The following is a 19,774-nucleotide window of genomic DNA, read 5'->3' as shown; positions in this document are numbered from 1 at the left end:
TACGCGTTTTTTCGTACGCTAGATTAGCTACAAAAAACTTCGAGCAGACCGAAGACAACGCCACAAGCGGCGAGCTGGTTCAGCAAAGCGGAAACATTAATGACACAGCGGCGTCCAAAGCGTTTGGGCGGAGTGCCAATAAAAGAGTAGCCACAAGAGGTTCTTCTCCGACGGAGTTTAAACGGAGGGAACACAATCATGTACAGCATCACAAAAGTGCCAATAATAAGGACGAGGTCTTTCACTTTCTTTCCACCTACCCAGTTAGGTTCACAGTTACGTGGTAATACACATTACCGATGGTTATACACGTGACACTAAACGCCCATCGGCAGCCAATATCTCGCTCCACCTGCGCGGGATTGCGAAATGTCGTCTTTCTGTGATGAAGATGTCGAATATGACAAAAGGCGACTTTGGGGAAAAAAATAAGCGCCAGACTTGTGTCTGGCGCGAAAAATCATATGAGTGGTGGAGCTGAGGAGAATTGAACTCCTGACCTCTTGAATGCCATTCAAGCGCTCTCCCAACTGAGCTACAGCCCCACTCTGTGTGGAGGAAGAAAATGCACCAGTCGGTGCTACTTGTCAAGAGAGAAATATCTCTCTGAGAAATCTTCCTCGGATGGCTCTACCATGCTCACTGATTTCGCGCCGGACCGTGTCCAGCACAGCGACATGCAGTTTCCTTATGCAAGGGGACTGTATGTCACCTCACAAAAGCCTGTTTACGATGGCATCCGAAGACGGGGTGTCAAGGGGCGGGGGGGCAGAGGAACTGTCCTACAGCCACAAGCGTTTTGCTCAATACTGGGTATATACCCATCAAAAGTTTTTCGTCTACAAAAAAACGCTATTGTGAGAAAGTAATCATAGTCTCCAAATAGAACTTGTTTGGTCTTCAAAACAGCTGACACAAACGTCGCAAAACTGCAACAAATCTATATACAATAACCATTTGAAATAATTTAATTTATTGAATAAGTTTGGTGCAAAAACGGGCGCCAGAATTCCTCCTGACGCCCAAAAAACTTTGCGCAAAAAAGCACAATAAAATGGCGTTTCCAGCCTGTCCTAGTTCTTCATTTGATGAATTGGTGCAGGAATAAGACCACCGAGAGAAATAAAGTCCTCTGCTCCATCCTTGTGCGGCAGCTCCATGATGTGCGCATCACCAAGCAAACCACCCCAGGAAACAGTGTCTCCAGCCTTCTTGCCGGGGACAGGAATAAGACGTGCGGCTGTGGTCTTGGAATTGATCATGCCAATGGCCATCTCGTCTGCAATGATTGCAGAGATGGTCGAGGCAGGAGTGTCACCGGGCAACGGGACCATGTCCAAACCAACAGAGCACACACAGGTCATGGCTTCGAGCTTCTCAATGGAGAGCGAGCCATTTGCCGCGGCCTCGGCAATATTCAAATCCTCAGAAACCGGGATAAATGCACCAGAAAGTCCGCCAACGTGCGAGCTTGCAAAGGCTCCGCCCTTCTTCACCGCGTCATTCAGCATAGCAAGCACAGCTGTGGAACCGGGGGCACCAATGGTGGACAGTCCCATGCTCTGGAAAATCTCACCAACACTGTCGCCAACCTGCGGGGCTGGGGCAAGGGACAGGTCGACAACACCAAAAGGCACGTCGAGCTTGCCAGCAACTTCACGTCCAATGATTTCACCAACGCGAGTCACCTTGTAGGCCGTGCGCTTGATAACCTCGGAAAGCTGACCAAGGTTGAAATCTGGATTGGCTTCGCGGGCACGGTCAATGGCCTTGCGCACAACGCCGGGACCAGAAACACCAACGTTAATCACGGCTTCCGGCTCACCAACACCCAGATATGCGCCAGCCATAAACGGCACGTCCTGCGGAATATTGGCAAAGACAACGAGCTTTGCGCAACCAAGGCCATCAAGATCAGCAGTACGCTCTGCTGTTTTCTTAATAACTTTGCCCATGAGCTGCACGGCATCCATGTTGATACCAGTCTTGGACGTGGCCACGTTGATGGAGGAACAAATACGACCAGTCTGGGCAAGAGCTTCGGGCAAGGAGTCAATCAGCGCGCGGTCTGCCTTGGTCATCCCCTTGTGGACAAGAGCGCCAAAGCCACCCAAAAAGTCAACGCCGACTTCCTTGGCGACATCGTCGAGCACGATAGCAGTGCGAACCATGTCATCAACGCCAAAGTTTGCAGCAATCACAGACATGGGGGAAACGCTGATGCGCTTGTTCACCACTGGGATGCCGTACTTTTCGCCGACCTCGTCGCAGAAGGACACAAGGTTTTCGGCGTGGCGCAAAATTTTGCTGCGGATATTGCCCGCAAAACGGTCAAAGTCGTCACTCACGCAATCAAAAAGACTTATTCCAAGAGTAACTGTACGCACGTCAAGATGCTCATTTTTCAGCATCTTGAGGGTGCTCAGAAGTTCTCTATCTGTCAGCATTCTATTTTCCTCTGATCTCTTGCAGCCTAGAGAGGCTGGACACGGTGCATGGCTTCAAAAATATCACGATGCTGGAGGCTCACTTCACTTCCAAGAGCCTCCGCTTCTTCCCCAAGGGCGGTACGGAATGCAGCCAGATCGACCTGCTCACCCACGACAATCTCAAAACCCACGACAATATGATCGGGGTTGGTGTCACAGGCAAAGGCCTTCAGGTTCTCAATATTTGCGTTGAATCTGGCGAGCACACCACTCATGCGGGCAATAAGTCCCTCGCTGTCTGGTCCCTGAAGCGTCACGACAAAAGGCTGAACCTTGCCGCCGTCCCACTTTCCCTCATGGGAAAATTCTCGCAGCGTGAAGCTCATGTTGTGTGGTTTCAGGCCCTTGGCAATCTGCTTTTCCAGCTCGGCCAGTTCAAGGCCTTTTGGGGGAGTTGCGATGACGATCATGGCGTATTCGCCCTGAAGAATCGTCTGTGTAATTTCGTTGACGCTGCACTTGAGGGAGTGCAGGAGCTTGGCAACATTGTGGGTTACACCGGGGCAATCTCTCCCCAGAAAAGAAGCAACAACCTTATTCATTTTTTCCTCGTATTCATTGAGCAATAGAAAAGGGACAAAAGGACATTTCTTTTCCTGCAAGAGTTGACCATGCAGGCGGAGCGCATTACGAATTGCGCACACCGTGAAAGGGAGAATGAGGATAGTCTCACAAAGCCTTGTGAAAAGCCATATGAAAGATATGGATAGCGCAACAGTACAAATCGCAAACTATTTGTACTCCGAGACTCCTCAAACATAAGGGGAAATCCTCTTCCACGGCCAATTCGCACTTTTTTTCGTATGGGGAGAACCATGACCTATTCCGACGAAGACGTTCGGCGTGGACTTATTGCGACCATCGCCACCTTCTTTATGTTTGGACTGCTTCCAATTTACTGGAAGCTCCTCGCAGCTGTTCCTGCCTCTGAAATTCTCTGCCACCGCATTGTGTGGTCAGCGCCATTTATTGCAGTTATCCTGACGCTCATGCACAACTGGAGCGACGTCGCGGCAGCGCTCAAAAGCCCCAAGACACTCGGCCTGCTGTGCATTTCTGGCTCGCTCATTGGGCTGAACTGGTTCACCTACATATGGTCCGTCAATAACGACCATGTGCTTGACGCCAGCCTCGGCTATTACATTAATCCCCTCATCAGCATGCTGCTTGGGGTGATCTTCTTTCGTGACAAGCTCTCGCGCCTGCAAGTCCTAGCTGTCTTCTTTGCCGTGCTTGGCGTCGGCATAGAACTTGTCCACTTTGGGCGTATCCCGTGGCTTGCCCTTACTCTGGCCATCACCTTTGGTCTCTATGGCCTCATGCGTAAAATCATCCCGGTTTCCTCAATGGTCGGCCTCTTTTTCGAGACCATCATTCTTTCTGGGCCTGCGCTGATCTACTTCAAATTTCTGGCCTCAAATGGACACTTTGCATTCCTGAGCTTTGGGCCAAAGACCGCCATGCTTCTGGTTCTTGCTGGAGCAGTAACCTCCATTCCGCTGGTAACCTTTGGCTATGGTGCGCAACGGCTCCGCCTCACCACGCTTGGAGTGCTCCAGTACATCGGGCCAACCTGCATGCTCTTGCTCGGCGTTTTCGTGTATCACGAGCCATTCAGCTTTACGAAGCTCATTACCTTCTCCTCCATATGGGTTGGAGTTCTGATTTACACGGTCGACAGCGTCATGACCTACCGGGCGCCAAAGCCCCCCAAAGATCACGCATAAAAAAAGGCTGCCTTCTGGCAGCCTTTTTTTTTATCTCTTTTCGCAATCACTTTACTTCTACACTCTGCCCGTCTTCAAGACTGTACACTCCACTCGTGACAATCACATCACCAGAGGAGACGCCCGAAAACAGGACTGCCTGACCATCACGACGTGTTGCCACGTCCACGAGACTCCGGTTCACGGTCTTTGCGGCCTGATCGACCAGCCAGACATAACTGTTTCCACCGGGTTCTCCAAAAACTGCCTTCTCAGGAACGCGCACAAAAGAGAAATCCGACGCGCGATCCATACTGAAATGCACTTCGCCTTCCATGCCATCACGCACCCGGGCATCTGCTTTTTCGAGCAGCACCCGGACCGGAATCAGGCCCGTTGCCTCTGTCTGCCCAATGAACTCAACGCGAGCCGCAAAGTGGACCTCACGGAATACGTCAAAGGTTACGGATGCCGCATCACCTTCCCGCACGTACGGCAACAGTTTCTGCGGGATGCGGGCAAGCATTTCCTTGCCTCTGTTCGCATTGACCATAACGACAGGCTGCCCGGCCACAATCTGTGCCCCCGGCTCGACAGGAAGTGCAGAAACATAGCCGCGCTCTGGAGCAACAAGCCTGCTTCCACCGCCGTTTTTCTGCACTGTATCCATCATCTTTTCCTGCCCATCAAGCTCGGCTTCGGTGCTCAGCACAAGCTCTTTTGTCACTTCATATTCTTTCTTGCTCACAACTTCCTGTCGCAGCAGTTTCCCCATCTTCTGCTCCTGCACCCGGGCATCAGCAAGCTGCGATTTCAGAACCTTAATATTTTCTTTGAGCTGTCGAACATCTTTGGAATCAGTTTTGGATTCCAGCTCAGCAAGGGTCATTCCCTTATCCACGTCCTGCCCCTCACGGACAAAAATACGTGCAAGTTTTCCGGAATGATCAAAGGACAGCGCGAGCGGCTCGGAACTACTGCTCACCCCAACACTCACCCACTCTTTTCCACCGGTTGCAGGCGGAACAGTCATCACGGTTACAGGTTGCCCCGCAGTGCTTTTTTGAATCGTTGGAGCTGCGACCTTGTCCTCTTCGGGAGAGGAACAGCCCATCAGCCCGCCAATGCAAAAAACCATTGCCGCTACGGTCACGAGTACAATTTGTTTTCTCACAGCGTTTCCTCCAGCAGTGTTTATGGAAGTTCACGCGATCGAGCGGGCAGGCCGATGTCTTTCCAGCTCCATTTGCGTGAAAAGCTTTTTTCTTTTCCGTTCCATTTTCTTTATGTTTTCAGCATATTTTCTTGATTCACGAGGGCACATGGTCCCGGTCACGACTCTCGTCACAACAGGCAAAAAGACCGATATACCCCGATAAATCATACACCAAGCCATAAAAAAGAACCATACAGGAAGAAAAAAACTCATCACGCATAAAAAAAGCGCCCAGGAAACATCCGGGCGCCAAGAAAATCTTTTCGCAATACAGAGCGAAAAAGCTCTCTATTATTTTTCAATCCATTGAATTTCATTCAGTTCGCGGGGCGGAACAGCGGAATATTTCACATCCGGGTAGCCCAGCATCAACGTTCCATGCACTTCAAAGCCTTCCGGAATACCGAGGTAGTCCCGAAGCTCAGCACAGTCATTCACGCACTCATTCACGTAGCCAGCCCAGCATGCTCCAAGACCAGCAGCAGAAGCAGCCAGCTCAAGATAGCTTGTTGCAATGACGGCATCCTCACGCGGAGTTGCTCCCTCAACAGGAGCATACGCAAAGCTCAGTGCGGCGGCATTCCGGCAGATCAGATCATGTCCGGCACGCCAGGAACGTACAACTCCTCGCAGGTGGAGCTTCTGAACCAAAGGATGTTTTTCATCAACCTTGGTCTGCATCCAGTCTGCGCAGAACTGCCCAACCCTCTGGACCGCTTCCGGCGTTGCGGCAATTGCCCAGCGCACTTTGCGTTCATTATGTCCAGACGGTGCATAGGCCGTGACATCAAGAAGTTTTTGCAGTTCTTCCTGCGGCAGCGCCTCATCCTTAAAGGACCGCACTGAACGGCGGAAGCTCATCACTGTTTTTACAGCGTCAAAATCAGCCAGAGCAGTGCGTTTCACCCGCTCTGCCTGCTGTCCTTCGAAACATGAAAGGCGAATAGCCCCTGTGGGACAAATTGCCATGCAGTGACCACAATTGAAGCACCGGTCCGCGCGTTTTTTGTGCGGGCCAACACTTCCGGTCTTTTTATCCACGACAATAACGCCGAGTGGACAGTCTTTGGCACACAGTCCACAGCGTACACAGACGTCTGTATCTATGCTGATAGGTGGTTCAATTGCTTGCATACGCATCTTTCTAGTCTATTTTTCTTAAAGCGCAAGTCCCTTCACGCAAAATCGCCAGTCCAACGGAATAACAGGGGATTTTCACTTCTCCTCCACATTAAACTGGTACTTTCGTGGTTGAGCATCCCGCTTTTCTACATAAAATCAGGACAATAAAAAAAGGGCCGGAATCGCAGTTCCAGCCCCATTTCTACAGATTTTTTTGTCTCTACTTTGCGGCTTTTGCAATCACCTGACACACTTCAGCAATCTGCTCTTCCTTCAGGTAAGGATGCATGGGCAGGCTGAAGATCTGGGCTGCGCAGCGTTCGGAAACAGGCATATCACCCTGCTTGTAGTTCAGATCTGCAAACATCTTCTGGAGATGCAGCGGAATCGGGTAGTACGTTGCGGTCGGGATGTCTGCCTCGCGCAGTGCGCTCTGGATGGCATCACGCTTTTCGGACAGCACAGAGTACTGTGCCCATGCGCTCGTGCAGTGCTCCGGCAGGCTCGGAGGAGTCACACCCGGAATCTGGGACAGGCGTTCGCTATATGCGTCTGCAACCTGCTGGCGCTTCACCAGTTCATCAGGGAAAATCTCCAGCTTCGGCAGCAGTACTGCGGCCTGCAAAGAATCCAGACGGCCATTGATGCCAAGGCGCACGTTCTGATAGCGGTCTTCACCCATGCCGTGGATCATCACGGACTGCATCAGCTTTGCGGTCTCATCGTCGTCAGTGAACACTGCGCCGCCGTCACCATAGCCACCAAGTGGCTTGGCCGGGAAGAAGCTCGTTGCGCCAACATGTGACAGGGAACCAGTCCGCTTGCCGTGGTAGGTTGCACCAAAGCTCTGCGCTCCGTCTTCCAGCACGAACAGACCATGCTCTTCTGCAATCGCGTTGATGGCGTCGTACTCTGCCGGAATACCGAACAGGTCAACAGGAATGATCGCACGAGCCTTCAGCTCGGAATCCTTGCACAGCGGATGTGTGCCATTTTCAACGTCTGCGATCACCTTGCGGAGTTCTTCAACATCAATATTGAAGGTCACAGGATCAATATCAACAAAAACCGGGGTAGCCCCAGTCAGAGCAACAACTTCCGCCGTCGCAACAAAGGTGAATGGCGTCGTAAAAACAGCGTCGCCAGGACCAATGTTTTTGGCCATCAGGCCCAGCAGCAGTGCGTCCGTGCCACTGGAGCAGGAAATCGCGTGCTTTACGCCAGCAAACTCTGCCAGCTTTTCGTTCAGCTCGTGGACCTCTGGACCCATAATATACTGGCCGTGCTCAAGCACTGCATCAATGCGTTTGCGAATATCGCTTTCAATGGATTTGAACTGACTCTTCAAATCAATAAAGGGCATCTTCATCGTGTCCACTCCAAATTCGCCCCCGCAGCACGGGAACGTGGTCTATGAAAACAGCCTCGGCTATCTCACCCGGCGTTTTCCTGTCGTTAAATGAATCTCTCGCCTTGGAACTCCCCCTGTCGTTTTCAGACAAGAAAGCTCCAATGGCTCTAAATTTCTGCGGAGCATCAGCTCCCCGCTCACCGTCCAGATTTCCGCGCAACTGCTCTTCATCTGGAACTTTTCCGCCGAAGCAATTGCGACCAAAAGCGCACAGCCCTGTGTCTATTCTGCACCACTTTTCGCCCTTATCACCCCGTTTCGCGGCTCGCTTACTCTCTGTGCAAGAAGCAGGCCGCTTTGAAAAGGTGGGAGGAGTGGGGAGTGGGGAGTGTTTTTATTGGGGCGCTGCCCCAAGCCCTGCAAGGGGCGCCGCCCCTTGACCCCGCCCAAGGACGAGGCCCTTGGGAATCCCGCTATCGCCCAAAATTAAAGGGCCGGATGTGTGAAAGCCGTTGGCTTTCCCTTACATCCGGCCCTTTAATTTTGGTCTAGTGGACGTTTCCCTAGCGCGTGTTCTTCTGCCTTTTTCAGACCGCACTTATTTTCTTTTTGAACGCTCGCGTTCAAAAAGAAAATGGTGGCAACACACGGGAAAGAGAAAGAAGCCGCTTTAGGTAGCCCCAACAAGTTTAAAAACCGTACAAGCGAAGCTTGAACGGCTTTTAAACTCGATGAGGATACGTAAGGGAATCATTCCCTTACGCGGGGGTTTGGGGGCAGGCCCCCAACTTCCCCCACCCACCCATCCAGCACTAATGTGCTGGGGCAGGCCCCCAACTTTCCTCCGCCCGCCCATCCAGCACTAGCGTGCTGGGGCAGGCCCCCAACTTTCCTCCGCCCGCCCATCCAGCACTAGCGTGCTGGGGCTGGCCCCCAACTTTCCTCCGCCCGCCCATCCAGCACTCACGTGCTGGGGCTGGCCCCCAACTTCTCCTAAATTTTACCCATAAAAAAAGAGCTGTGGCGGTGCCACAGCTCTTTTTAAGGACAAATCAGATGCTTACTGAGCTTCGAGGGTCAGGTTTTTCTCACCCATGGAGACGTACATCCGGGAGAGAGCGATCCGATAATCTGCGAGGGCTGCGATAAGGTCAGCTTCTGCATTCGTCAGACGTTCCTGAGCGTCCAACACATCGGTGTTCGTACCGACCTGAGCCTGATAGCGAGCGACTGCCATGCGGTAGCCTTCCTGAGCGGCTTCGACGGCTTTGCGGTTAACCTTAATGCTTTCCGCAGCCTTAAAGATGCTCAGGTGATTTGATTTCACGTCAAAAGTTGCTTCCTGCCGCGTGTTGTCTGCGGTGGAGATCAAGCTTTTCACGTTTTCTTTTGCCTGCTGGACGGCGTAATAATTTTCACCCCATTCCCAGAAGGTCCACGTTGCATTCACGCCGATGGACCACTCACTGAACTCTGTTTTTACGAGATCGCTACCGGAAGCGGCAGGGTCATCGCCAAAAGTTGTCCAGTCAAAGTCAGCGCCGAGCTGCGGATAATAACCGCTACGGGCGATGCTTTCGTCCTTGAGGGCGATTTCAACACTCTTTGCAGCAATGTAGAGATCGGGACGGTTGTGATATGCGCGGGTCAAAACCTGCTCAATTGTCTGGGAGAACGGCGTGTAATCCAGAGAACCCTCATACTCGACATCAGCGGTAAGGGGGATATTGAGCAAGGTATTCAAGCGGGCGTGCTGAGTTTCGACCGAATTCTTGGATTCGATCAAGTTGTCTTCGGCCTGAGCCAAATCAACTTCAGCCTGCAAAACATCGAGTCGAGGCTTGAGGCCCACGTCATAAAAGGCGCGGGTCACTTTCAGCTGCTCCTGAAGTCGAGCCAGTGAATCCTGTGCAGCCCGAACGTCTTCGCGAGCTTTCAGGAGGCCGAGGAAATTCTGCTGAACCAGACCGACGAGTGTCAGCTCTGCATTCTGCAAGGTTGCAGCAGTCTGGTCTTTGCTCAAAACAGACCGCTGATAGGTGGAGAGGATTCTCCAGCCGGTGAAAATATCCTGATGGACATTTAAGCCAGCATTCCACAGATCAGCTTCACGCTGGGCCTCACCTGTTTTCCGAGGTTTTGGCTTGTCGTGGTCTGTGTGCGTGTAGCCATACTGTGCTGTCGCCGACGGGAGGAATGCTCCTCGCGCGGACTTCCGGCCTTCTTCAGCTCCCTGCAAGTCGTGTCGTGCAGCGAGAATGCTCGGGTTGGCTTCCAAGGCCCGTCTGACAGCCTGTTCCATGTTGTAGACGGTGGTTTCCGCGAGTGCAGGCACCGCGGAAAAGACAGCCAGCACCAAAGCAAAGAGCGTTACTCTCAAACCAGGTGTTTTCATCTGCTCGTCCTTTTCTCAGTTACCACCATTCCCTTTTCCATTTCAGATGCCCCCACGGCATCAACGAGTAGAGAGCACAGAACACCCTGTGCAGTCAACAGAATTGGGATGGCACATCCTTCTTTGCCATAGAATTTACGGTAGCCTACCATACAACGTGACAAGTTGCCGCATTTTTTCTGTAATTTGCCCGGAGACGTCTTTGCTGCGCATTCTCCATGCCCAGTTTCCACGGGCGCGGGAGGGAACATTCATCCTGCCCGATGCTGATAAATTCAAGATATCCTGCATGGGGAAAAGAGCAAACCGTGCCGGGGACATACAGGCGAGCCGAATCAGAGCTTCTGCTATGCCGCCTGCAGCCGGGGCGAGGCCAGTGTAACGCCGAAAGCGGGATTTTCGCGCCCCACCGTCACTTTCCCACCAATGCCGACTCGTCGTGTTGTCGTGAGTTCCTGTGTAGGATACGCCATTTTGCTCATGATTGTGAAGCGCATGCGGGCTTTTGGGCAAATCCTCGTCAAACCCGAACTGCAAAACGTGCATTCCGGGCAATGCAAATGCTTTGCGAAGGGCAATAACATCCGGGGTTATTTCACCTAAATCCTCCGCAATAAATGGGAGCTGCGGAATCCGCTGCTGCACGGCCGCAAGAAACGCTTCGCCGGGTCCTGGCTCCCAATGCCCATTTAACGCGGTTTTTTCTCCATGTGGCACGGCCCAGTAGCCCGCAAGGGCACGAAAATGGTCAATGCGTAAAATATCCACCTCGCGCAGACTGTGCTCCATACGATGCAAACACCACGCATAATCCTCTGCAGCATGGGCGGGCCATGCATAGACAGGATTGCCCCAAAGCTGACCAGTCTCGCTAAAGTAATCCGGGGGAACACCTGCGAGCTGCCGAGACTCACCGCGCTCATCAAGCTGAAAAAGCTCCTGATGCGCCCAGACGTCGGCAGAATCATGAGTCGGATAAAACGGAGCATCGCCAATAAGAAGAATTCCACGCCTGCGGCATTCCTCCCGCACCCGCTCCCACTGCGAAAAAAAGAGATACTGCTCAAAAAGAACCTGCTGAATGGTGTCGCGCTCTTCCTCGGCAAAGGCAGACAGGGCCGCAGCATCGCGCTGCCGGTATGGGGCAGCCCAGCGAGTCCACTGCTGCCCGCCATGCTTTTTTTTGAGCGCACAAAACAGAGCAAAATCATCCAGCCACGCCGAAGCATGCCGCTGAACAAAAGCCTGAAAAGCAGAATCCGCGAGGAGCTCTCTGCCCCACCGCAGATAGACCCGGTCAAGAAGACTCTGCCGAAGCACTTCACACCGGGGATAGTCGACTTTTCCTGTATTTGGGAGAGCAAAATCCGAAAGCTCAGAAAGGCGCAGATAGCCATCCGCAGCAAGACGCTCTGGACTAATAAACAGCGTGTTCCCGGCAAAGAGTGAATTGCTGGAATAGGGAGAATTTCCCAGAAAAGAAGAGACGGGCGTCAACGGAAGAATCTGCCAAAGCGTCAGGCCGGACGCCTCCAGAAAATCCAAAAAACGGACAAGACCACTGCCCATGTCGCCAATCCCATATGCAGAGGGAAGTGACGACACATGCAAAAGCACTCCGCTTCGACGCGTGGCAAAGAGTTCATTCATGCAGATAACTCCTGCGTTCAGCCCTCCGAACACTCAAAGAGTACCGCTCCCAGAGGGGGAAGCGCAATTTCAACACTCTGCTCATGCCCGTGGGAAGGAATGGCATCAGACTGCACCCCTCCATAATTTCCCCAGCCGCTGCCCCCATAGGAAACAGCATCACTACAAAGCAGCTCCTTCCAGAACCCGGCCCACGGCACACCCAGCCGATAGTTCTCGCGAGGGACCGGGGTAAAATTCAACACGGCGAGCACACAGCGCTTCTGCTCATCCCGACGAAGAAAGGCAATAACACTCTCCTCAGCATCCCGAAAATCTACCCACTCAAAGCCTTCCGGCAAAAAATCAGCGCCATGTAATGCAGGATCCGAACGCAAAAGCATGTTCAGATCATGAAGATACGCGCTCAGCCCAGCGCCCTGCCCTTCGAGCTGCCCCCACTCCAGCACCCCGTCATGATTCCACTCTCCATGCTGCCCAAACTCCGCTCCCATAAAGAGCAGCTTCTTGCCGGGCATGGTGTACATGTAAGAATACAGGAGCCGAAGCCCTGCCCATTTCTGCCAGTCGTCGCCGGGCATCTTGGTAAAGAGGGAGCCTTTGCCATAGACGACTTCGTCGTGTGACAGCGGAAGCATAAAATTCTCTGTGTAGGCATACCACAGGGCAAAGGTCAGCTTGTCCTGATGGTACTTCCGAAACACCGGGTCCATACTAAAATACTCAAGTGTGTCGTGCATCCACCCCATATTCCACTTCATGCCAAAGCCCAGCCCCCCAAGATGGACAGGACGGGAAACCATTGGCCACGAAGTGGATTCCTCGGCGATGGTCTGCACGTCGGGATACTGCTGATACACGGTGCTGTTAAGCGTACGCAGAAAATCAATGGCTTCCAGATTCTCGCGTCCGCCATACTCGTTGGGAATCCATTCCCCTTCTTTTCTGGAGTAGTCGAGATACAGCATGGAGGCCACGGCATCCACGCGCAGGCCGTCCGCATGATAGGCATCAAGCCAAAACATGGCGGAGGAAATCAAAAAAGAGCGAACCTCGTAACGCCCCAGGTTGAATATGCAGGAATTCCAGTCAGGATGAAAGCCACGGCGCGGGTCTTCGTGGTCATAGAGATGCGTCCCGTCAAAACGGTGCAGCCCGTATTCGTCATTGGGAAAATGCGAAGGCACCCAGTCCAGCACAACGCCAATGCCTGCCCGATGCAGGGCATTCACAAGGTCCATGAACTCCTGCGGACTTCCATAGCGGGAGCTGGGAGAAAAATAGCCGGTGGTCTGATAGCCCCATGAGCCATAAAATGGGTGCTCCATGACAGGCAAAAACTCCACATGCGTGAAGCCAAGCCCAGAAAGATACTCTGGTAAACAGCCCGCAAGGTCCACAAAGCTCATGAGTTCGCCATTGTCTTTGCGCCGCCACGAGCCAAGGTGCATTTCGTAGACGGACCACGGTGCATCCAGCGCATTCCGAGCACCCCGCTCGGCCATCCAGCTTTTGTCTGTCCAAAAATATTCCGTATCCCAGACAATGGATGCACTTTCTGGCGGCGATTCTCCAAAAAGCGCAAAGGGATCACGCTTGTCCCACTCCTGCCCGTTCTGGGCCACCAGATGATACTTGTAGACCGCGCCACGAGTCATGCCCGGCACAAAGCCCTGCCATATCCCGGAGGAATCAAGACGGGGGGCAAGGGGATGTGCACATGGGTCCCAGCCATTCTGATCCGAAATAACGGAAACACTCCTGGCATTGGGTGCCCAGACAGCAAAAAAACAGCCCGAAACGCCATCCGCATCCATCAGATGCGCACCAAGCTTTTCATAAAGCCGATAATGGCGCCCCTCACGGAAAAGATAGATGTCCTGCTCTGTCAAAAGGCTGAGATCATGCCGAACTGCATCAACTGTGTTCATGGACGACTCCTCATTACACCTGACGAAAGAGTGTAGCATTTTTCAACTGCGGTCGCATAGACTGCTTCTGAGGGTACATGCTTTACGCCAGCTGTAAAGCTCACGTTCAAAACACCTTGAAAATTCATACAATTGCCACACGAAAATCCGCCCACCCCAGTTGCTTTCTTTCGAAGCATATTTGTTTTACGCTCCCGTACCAAGCTCAGGGGATTCCCCTTCACGTTTTACAGTAGCGCACGCTGCGAAAGAGGAAGCTGCACCGTATGGCTCATTGCACGACACTATCTTCAGAAAACGATTTTCTTCAGCTGATTCATAAACATTTCCCCAACAGTCACGAGCGAATGCTCATTGGTCGGGGCGATGACTGCGCGCAGCTTCGCGGGCAGGATTCCATTGTGATGACCACAGATATTTTTCTGGAAAACGTGCACTTTCGCCGCAGTTACTTCTCACCCGCCGACATTGGACACAAGGCTCTGGCCGTCAATATTTCTGACATCGCAGGCATGGGCTGCCGTCCCACAGGATTCAGCCTTGGCCTAATCGTTCCAGACGAACACAGTGGTTCCTTTATGCAGGCCGCAGAGTGGGACGAATTCTTTCAGGCCATGAGCGCACTGGCTGCGGAACACAATCTGCCACTGACTGGCGGCGATCTCTCTCTTGGTCCCTGCCTTGGTATCTCCATTACCATCTGGGGCGAACCCGGAGAATCCGGGCGCGTTCTGACCCGCCAGAGCTGCTCGCCCGGCGACGTACTTTTTGTCTGCGGTGATCTGGGACTCCCCCGTGCAGGTCTGCTTGCCCTTGAGGAGCTTGGTCCAGAAGCCCGAAAGCTTTACCCCGGTGCAGTCAATGCACACCTGCGCCCCCTGCCCCGCATTGCAGATGGCCTGCAACTCGCAGAAATCCCCGGTGTGCATGGCGCAATGGACATCTCTGATGGTCTTGCCCGCGACCTTCCGCGCTTCATTGGCCCGGCCTGCGGCGCAGACCTGAATATTTCTGCTGGAGAAATCCCCAAAGACGTTCGGACCTACACTCAGGATAACGGACTGAATCCTCTGCACTTTACACTTCTTGGCGGAGAGGATTACGCTCTTCTTGGAGCAGCCTCCCCAGATGCCCTCGACGCACTGAAAACGCATCTGCCGCACCACACTGTTATAGGTACCGTGACCGCAACCACTGCACTCAGCCTCAACGGTGAGCCTCTGGACCTCACGGGATTCGATCATTTCGCCACTCACGAATAGAGGAGACGGCCATGTCTGAATACCAGCTTGAACCCATTGGGACTGTTGTTTCTCCACTCACGACACTTCGGGACTGCCCAAAGCAGTACTCGGAAAACGCCCCTGAGGCAGACGTCATCATCCGCACCGAATTTGCTGACGCCCTGACCTCACTCAAGCCGGGCATGGATGTTCTTCTGTTTACCTGGCTGCATCAGGCGGACCGCAGCGTGCAGCGCGTTCACCCGCGCGGAAATCTTGCCGTGCCGAAAAAAGGCGTGTTTGGCACCCGCTCACCAGACCGTCCCAACCCCATTGGCCTGCATCACGTCCGCATTTTGGACATTGAAGGCCAGCGCCTGCATGTGGACCGCCTTGAAGTGCTCAATGGCACACCCATTGTGGACATCAAAAGTATTTCTTCGGAGACGAGCGGAGCCAAATACTGGGGTGGAAACATCAGCTCCAGCATTGGGCAAGAGCTGGAAAATGTCTGCCGGGCAGGATGGGAAAAGAATCTGCTCAATGGATTTAACGGCAATGTGTCCATGCGCATTGGCAAAAGCATTGTCATTACCCGCTCTGGCGCAGCCAAAGGATTTTTGTCCCCCGGCGACCTGACCACTATTGACCTTGAAAGCGGCACGGTAACAGGTCCCGGCACCGCAGCCTCCAGTGAGGCCCCGGTGCATCTGGCTGTCTATCGCCAGCAGCCCGAAGCCAAGGCCGTTGTCCACACGCACCCAACAGAGCTTCTGGCCTACAGTCTCAAGCACGGCACCCACTTTGACCTGCCCCTTTTTGAGGCAGACTTTTACACCAAGATGCTCAGCAGCGTGCCGCCCATGCAGCCGGGCACCGAAGAGCTGGGGCTTGCCGTCGGAGAAAAGGCCAAAGACTACCGCGCCATTTTGATGGAGCACCACGGTCTTGTGTGCTGGGGCGATACGCCCATAAGCGCCCTCGCCCTCAACGAAGAACTCAATTCTCTCGCCCGCCTCGCTCTGCTGGCAGGCAAATAAGCATAAAAAAAGGACTGGCTCACAACGAACCAGTCCTTTTCTTTTCTCAATTTTCCACAGCTTAGGCTGTGTTTCGCGGGTGATAGGCAGAATACATAAGCCATGCCCCAATCACGACCATTGGCAGTGAAAGCAGCATCCCCATTGTCAGCCAGTTTCCAAAGAGGAAGCCCAGCTGGATGTCCGGCTCCCGGAAATACTCGCAAGAAATGCGCGCGAGGCCGTAGCCCACGCCAAACAGCCCGGCGACAGCGCGTGTGGGCCGAGGCTTTGACGAGTACCAGTAGAGCAGCACAAAAAGAACCAGCCCTTCCAAAGCCGCTTCATACAGCTGCGAAGGGTGCCGTGGATATGGTCCAGCTCCATAGCCCGGGAAAATCATCCCCAGCGGGGAGTCCGTCACCCGGCCCCACAGCTCGCCATTGATGAAGTTGCCAATACGCCCGGCCCCAAGCCCAATTGGAACAAAGGGAGCGATAAAGTCAGCAACTTCGAAAAAGCTCTTGCCTGTTTTCCTGCCATAGAGCCAAAAACACAGCATCACACCCACAAGACCACCGTGGAAGGACATGCCTCCCCGCCAAATTGCAAAAATCTGGAGCGGGTCGTGCAGGTAGACCGGCAGGTCATAAAACAGGATGTAGCCGAGCCTGCCGCCCAAAACCACACCCAGCATGATGTAGCCAACAAAATCGTCGACCTGCTCTGTTGTCCAGCCCGATCCGGGCTGTTTGGCCCGGTGTCGCCCAAGGAGCCAGCCCGAAACAAACCCCACAAGATACATGAGACCGTACCAGCGCACAGCAAGCGGTCCTATGTGAATGGCAATAGGGTCAAAATGCGGATACACAAGCACAGGCAAATACCTCGGTAAAAGAAAAGCGGCAGAAGCTCTGCCCTGCCGCAAAAAAACTTAGTCCTGCTCCAGCCACACAGCAATGTCGTGGCATTCGTCAGCCCATTCTTTGGAAAGGCGGAGCTGAAGGAACTCCTCAAAAAGCTGATCAAGGAAGCCGAGGCCGCGCTCGATGAGGTACATCTTTTCAAGGAATGCACCATCAGGATCTTCATCCTCTTCTTTGTGGACTTCGACTTTGGGAGTCTTAAAGCCATTGATGGCGAAGTCCTCGGCCCGCAGGGTAAAGCGCCATTCCTCAGAATCCACGTCCACGTGAATCTGGGCCTTGTTCACTTTTTTGCCCATAGCCAGACCAAGCTTGGCTTCTTTCAGCTCGCTCATCAGGCCGCTGACAGAGGTCGTTTCCTTGGAGTCGCCTTCGCCCCCCTGCACGGAAACCCGCTGCTCAACAAACAGGGTAAAGGCTTCATTGTCCGGCATGGAGAACATGCCGTTTTTTGCCTCACTCTTATACCACAGCCACGTCAGAAAATCCTGACCAAGAATCACGTCCTTGGCCTGTCCAAGATATGCGTCTTCCATGTCCCAATCCTTTAGGCGAAGCGCCCGGCTTCGATCTCGTCAAGTTGAGCGGCCTTTTCCTCACCCAAAAGCTCCACAGCCCGGTAGTACGGAGTCAGCGGCTCAAGGTGCAGGTCAAAGGTCAGGGTAAACATATCCTCAAAAAGCGAACGCATTTTCGGCTGAGTGCTGGCGAGGTAAATCATATTGGTGCGGATGTTCCACACCACGTCAAACTGCGCAGGCACAGGCAGGCTCCGAGCACGCAGCTTGAGCTGCACCTGCTCGCGGACTTCCTTTTTCCTCTCGCGAGACACAGACTTGCGTCCCAGCTCACGAGCTTTGGCCAGTTCCTGATTCATGGCAATGGCGACGTGCTTTTTGAGCACGGCAGCGCTAATGCGCCGGGTATCGAGGCGCAGGGCAAAGGTGATGTATTCACCCTTTTCCGGCGGAGCCATTTCGAAACGGGTATCCAGCATGTCGTCGATGGAAACCCAGCCAAAAGACCGTTCATCAGCGGTATCATCAATATCCAGAAAAGCGTGCTTCCTCAGGCGCTCAGTCACCTCAGGCCACAGGCTTTCCGGTACCTCCTCGATGAGGCGGTAGCGAGTAAATGTCGAACTGGCGGATAAGAATCCCACGAGAGTTCTCCTTGTTGTAATGAATGGAGCGGCACAGGCCACTCATGTCGAACGCCATTGCATACCTTTCGCGGCCCGCATCGGCAAGCGGCTTCTCTTTGCTCCTCCTCTTGAACCACTGCTCTCTTTATCGTACCGTAAGAAATATCCATATCTTTTTTTTGAGGAGTTGTGATGCACTTACGAGCCAGCCAGGGAAGCTTTCGGGAGCAACTCGGCCGATGGACAGTCATCTGTCTCTTTCTCGGCCTCATGACGGTTGACCTCTTTGCCCGCCCGGTGGTGGCAAAGCTTGCCCTCTCCTCCGGGACCCTCGCCCTGTATTTCGGCATTTCCATCCTGAATGGTCTTGTCGTCGCCGCCCTCAGCATGTTCCTTGAATGGTGGCGATGCAGCGTCGTTTCCACCCTCGCCCTTGCCTGCCGCATCAACCCACGCGAGCGCATTCTGCGCATGGGCGCCATTGGTTTCATCTGCGGAGCAATGGCCCTTGCCTATGTTCTCAGCCTTTGGGGACTCTTCGCGCTCACAACGCTTATCATCCTGCTCACCCTCGCTCACATGCGGCGCTTCATGCACGGCATTGCCGGACTCCTGCGTCCCAACCGTCGCCCAAGCTGGCAGGATATTGGTTTTCTGGTCCACATCTACATCACAGTGCTCGCCGCCCTCACCACACTGACCATCAGCCTTGAACTCCTCAGCTTTTCCCTTGGAAAAGCCCCAGCATTTCACGGTGCCATCATGACGGGGGAGGCAACCATGATAGATGCCTTTTATTTTTCCATTGTGGTCATGACCACGCTGGGCTTTGGAGACATCACGCCAGCAACCCCAGCGGCAAAACTTCTTGTCAGCTTTATGTGCCTCACGGGCTACGCCATGTTTGCGCTCATCATCGGCGTTGTAACTCGTGGCATCACCACCAACGAAGAGGACGACTAAATCATGCCCAAATACTGTGGAGTCAATCACCTCGCAATGGTAACTGGAGACATGGACAGCACAATCCGCTTCTGGCGAGACCTGCTTGGGCTTCGTCTTGTGGCCGGACTGGGGCATCCGGGCTACCGCCACTATTTTTTTGAAATCTCCCCAACGGACCTGCTGGCTTTTTTTGAATGGCCCGAAGCCAAGCCGCTTCCCATGCGCGACCATGGCTACCCCGTAGCGGGTCCCATTGGCTTCGATCACGTTTCCATTGGTGTTGAAACCGAAACCGACCTGTGGGAGGTCAAAGACCTGCTTGCCGCAGCGGGCTATGATCCCTCCGAAGTCATTCACCACGGATTTATCAAAAGCGTGTATGCCTTTGACCCCAACGGCATTCCCATCGAATTTTCTTTTTCCGTCCCCGGAGCCGACCCACGCCATACCCCCGCAATGGCGGACTCCGCCCCCTCACGCATATGCCTCGAAGGTCCAGACCCGCAGCCGGGGCACTGGCCAAAGCCCACGCCAACGCCACCAAGCCAGCGGCGCGACTACCCCGGAGAGGGCAAAGACGTACTCGAAGAGGACCGCAACAAATGGAAATAAAACGTCACGCCTTCAACAGACTAAAACCCACAAAAAAAGCCGGAG

The 19,774-nt window shown here is 53.5% G+C and carries 17 protein-coding genes and 1 tRNA gene; 5 read left to right on the top strand and 13 right to left on the bottom strand.

Annotated features, from left to right (window positions below; translation table 11 throughout):
• Nucleotides 1-23 precede the first annotated feature (23 nt).
• The 4 genes from B5D23_RS00650 to B5D23_RS00635 form a co-directional block, all read right to left on the bottom strand.
• Nucleotides 24-245 carry a hypothetical protein gene (locus B5D23_RS00650; RefSeq protein ID WP_078683462.1) on the bottom strand — a complete coding sequence of 74 codons (222 nt, stop codon included), beginning with the start codon at nucleotides 243-245 and terminating at the stop codon, nucleotides 24-26.
• Nucleotides 246-469: 224 nt separating this feature from the next.
• Nucleotides 470-545 (bottom strand) — tRNA-Ala (locus tag B5D23_RS00645).
• A gap of 528 nt (nucleotides 546-1,073) precedes the next feature.
• Complete coding sequence (locus B5D23_RS00640) at nucleotides 1,074-2,447, bottom strand: PFL family protein (RefSeq protein ID WP_078683461.1); 1,374 nt, start codon at nucleotides 2,445-2,447, stop codon at nucleotides 1,074-1,076.
• A 26-nt stretch (nucleotides 2,448-2,473) separates the two neighbouring features.
• Entirely contained in the window at nucleotides 2,474-3,031 is a 558-nt protein-coding gene (locus tag B5D23_RS00635; RefSeq protein ID WP_144012497.1) for a glycine cleavage system transcriptional repressor, read from the bottom strand.
• A gap of 273 nt (nucleotides 3,032-3,304) precedes the next feature.
• On the opposite strand from B5D23_RS00635, the gene rarD reads away from it, so the two are divergent.
• Nucleotides 3,305-4,216 (top strand): EamA family transporter RarD, encoded by a 912-nt coding sequence (gene rarD / locus B5D23_RS00630; protein ID WP_078683459.1) that lies wholly within the window; start codon nucleotides 3,305-3,307, stop codon nucleotides 4,214-4,216.
• Between the two features lie 46 nt (nucleotides 4,217-4,262).
• On the opposite strand, the gene B5D23_RS00625 is transcribed toward rarD, so the two are convergent.
• From B5D23_RS00625 to glgB, 6 genes are all read right to left on the bottom strand, one after another.
• Nucleotides 4,263-5,369, bottom strand: a complete 1,107-nt coding sequence (locus B5D23_RS00625; RefSeq protein WP_078683458.1) for an efflux RND transporter periplasmic adaptor subunit — start codon at nucleotides 5,367-5,369, stop codon at nucleotides 4,263-4,265.
• A 333-nt stretch (nucleotides 5,370-5,702) separates the two neighbouring features.
• The gene (locus B5D23_RS00615; RefSeq protein ID WP_159445862.1) at nucleotides 5,703-6,545 is read right to left on the bottom strand and encodes a nitroreductase family protein; all 843 of its coding nucleotides are present in this window, start codon (nucleotides 6,543-6,545) and stop codon (nucleotides 5,703-5,705) included.
• 208 nt (nucleotides 6,546-6,753) lie between these two features.
• Nucleotides 6,754-7,902: a DegT/DnrJ/EryC1/StrS family aminotransferase gene (locus B5D23_RS00610; RefSeq protein WP_078683455.1), complete on the bottom strand. Its 1,149-nt coding sequence runs from the start codon at nucleotides 7,900-7,902 to the stop codon at nucleotides 6,754-6,756.
• 1,042 nt (nucleotides 7,903-8,944) lie between these two features.
• Nucleotides 8,945-10,279 (bottom strand): TolC family protein, encoded by a 1,335-nt coding sequence (locus B5D23_RS00600; RefSeq protein ID WP_078683453.1) that lies wholly within the window; start codon nucleotides 10,277-10,279, stop codon nucleotides 8,945-8,947.
• Nucleotides 10,280-10,414: 135 nt separating this feature from the next.
• On the bottom strand, nucleotides 10,415-11,929 hold the full coding sequence (gene malQ / locus B5D23_RS00595) for a 4-alpha-glucanotransferase (RefSeq protein WP_078683452.1): 1,515 nt from the start codon (nucleotides 11,927-11,929) through the stop codon (nucleotides 10,415-10,417).
• A 17-nt stretch (nucleotides 11,930-11,946) separates the two neighbouring features.
• Nucleotides 11,947-13,860, bottom strand: a complete 1,914-nt coding sequence (glgB, locus tag B5D23_RS00590; protein ID WP_078683451.1) for a 1,4-alpha-glucan branching protein GlgB — start codon at nucleotides 13,858-13,860, stop codon at nucleotides 11,947-11,949.
• Between the two features lie 266 nt (nucleotides 13,861-14,126).
• Between glgB and thiL the strand changes: the two genes are divergently transcribed.
• Both thiL and tsaA read left to right on the top strand, forming a co-directional pair.
• On the top strand, nucleotides 14,127-15,122 hold the full coding sequence (gene thiL, locus B5D23_RS00585; protein ID WP_078683450.1) for a thiamine-phosphate kinase: 996 nt from the start codon (nucleotides 14,127-14,129) through the stop codon (nucleotides 15,120-15,122).
• A gap of 11 nt (nucleotides 15,123-15,133) precedes the next feature.
• Nucleotides 15,134-16,123, top strand: a complete 990-nt coding sequence (gene tsaA, locus B5D23_RS00580) for a tRNA (N6-threonylcarbamoyladenosine(37)-N6)-methyltransferase TrmO (RefSeq protein WP_078683449.1) — start codon at nucleotides 15,134-15,136, stop codon at nucleotides 16,121-16,123.
• 61 nt (nucleotides 16,124-16,184) lie between these two features.
• On the opposite strand, the gene lgt is transcribed toward tsaA, so the two are convergent.
• From lgt to rdgC, 3 genes are read right to left on the bottom strand one after another with little or no spacing between them, the layout of a single operon-like run.
• Nucleotides 16,185-16,979, bottom strand: a complete 795-nt coding sequence (gene lgt / locus B5D23_RS00575) for a prolipoprotein diacylglyceryl transferase (RefSeq protein WP_078683448.1) — start codon at nucleotides 16,977-16,979, stop codon at nucleotides 16,185-16,187.
• 57 nt (nucleotides 16,980-17,036) lie between these two features.
• The gene (locus tag B5D23_RS00570; RefSeq protein WP_078683447.1) at nucleotides 17,037-17,564 is read right to left on the bottom strand and encodes a hypothetical protein; all 528 of its coding nucleotides are present in this window, start codon (nucleotides 17,562-17,564) and stop codon (nucleotides 17,037-17,039) included.
• Nucleotides 17,565-17,575: 11 nt separating this feature from the next.
• A complete protein-coding gene (gene rdgC, locus B5D23_RS00565) occupies nucleotides 17,576-18,190 on the bottom strand; it encodes a recombination-associated protein RdgC (protein WP_078683446.1) in 615 nt (204 codons plus the stop codon).
• 174 nt (nucleotides 18,191-18,364) lie between these two features.
• On the opposite strand from rdgC, the gene B5D23_RS00560 reads away from it, so the two are divergent.
• Entirely contained in the window at nucleotides 18,365-19,135 is a 771-nt protein-coding gene (locus B5D23_RS00560; RefSeq protein WP_078683445.1) for a potassium channel family protein, read from the top strand.
• A 3-nt stretch (nucleotides 19,136-19,138) separates the two neighbouring features.
• Entirely contained in the window at nucleotides 19,139-19,729 is a 591-nt protein-coding gene (locus tag B5D23_RS00555; RefSeq protein ID WP_078683444.1) for a VOC family protein, read from the top strand.
• Nucleotides 19,730-19,774 lie beyond the last annotated feature (45 nt).

The organism is Desulfobaculum bizertense DSM 18034 (genome assembly GCF_900167065.1).
Taxonomy (GTDB): Bacteria; Desulfobacterota; Desulfovibrionia; order Desulfovibrionales; family Desulfovibrionaceae; genus Desulfobaculum; species Desulfobaculum bizertense.
This window is presented reverse-complemented; position numbering and strand designations above follow the sequence as displayed.

Coding starts and splice junctions, on each gene's coding strand:
- B5D23_RS00560 (WP_078683445.1), top strand. CDS start 18,365: ATGCACTTACGAGCCAGCCAGGGAAGCTTTCGGGAGCAACTCGGCCGA.
- thiL (WP_078683450.1), top strand. CDS start 14,127: ATGGCTCATTGCACGACACTATCTTCAGAAAACGATTTTCTTCAGCTG.
- B5D23_RS00635 (WP_144012497.1), bottom strand. CDS start 3,031: ATGAATAAGGTTGTTGCTTCTTTTCTGGGGAGAGATTGCCCCGGTGTA.
- glgB (WP_078683451.1), bottom strand. CDS start 13,860: ATGAACACAGTTGATGCAGTTCGGCATGATCTCAGCCTTTTGACAGAG.
- B5D23_RS00555 (WP_078683444.1), top strand. CDS start 19,139: ATGCCCAAATACTGTGGAGTCAATCACCTCGCAATGGTAACTGGAGAC.
- B5D23_RS00615 (WP_159445862.1), bottom strand. CDS start 6,545: ATGCAAGCAATTGAACCACCTATCAGCATAGATACAGACGTCTGTGTA.
- B5D23_RS00600 (WP_078683453.1), bottom strand. CDS start 10,279: ATGAAAACACCTGGTTTGAGAGTAACGCTCTTTGCTTTGGTGCTGGCT.
- B5D23_RS00610 (WP_078683455.1), bottom strand. CDS start 7,902: ATGAAGATGCCCTTTATTGATTTGAAGAGTCAGTTCAAATCCATTGAA.
- tsaA (WP_078683449.1), top strand. CDS start 15,134: ATGTCTGAATACCAGCTTGAACCCATTGGGACTGTTGTTTCTCCACTC.
- rarD (WP_078683459.1), top strand. CDS start 3,305: ATGACCTATTCCGACGAAGACGTTCGGCGTGGACTTATTGCGACCATC.
- malQ (WP_078683452.1), bottom strand. CDS start 11,929: ATGAATGAACTCTTTGCCACGCGTCGAAGCGGAGTGCTTTTGCATGTG.
- B5D23_RS00640 (WP_078683461.1), bottom strand. CDS start 2,447: ATGCTGACAGATAGAGAACTTCTGAGCACCCTCAAGATGCTGAAAAAT.
- B5D23_RS00570 (WP_078683447.1), bottom strand. CDS start 17,564: ATGGAAGACGCATATCTTGGACAGGCCAAGGACGTGATTCTTGGTCAG.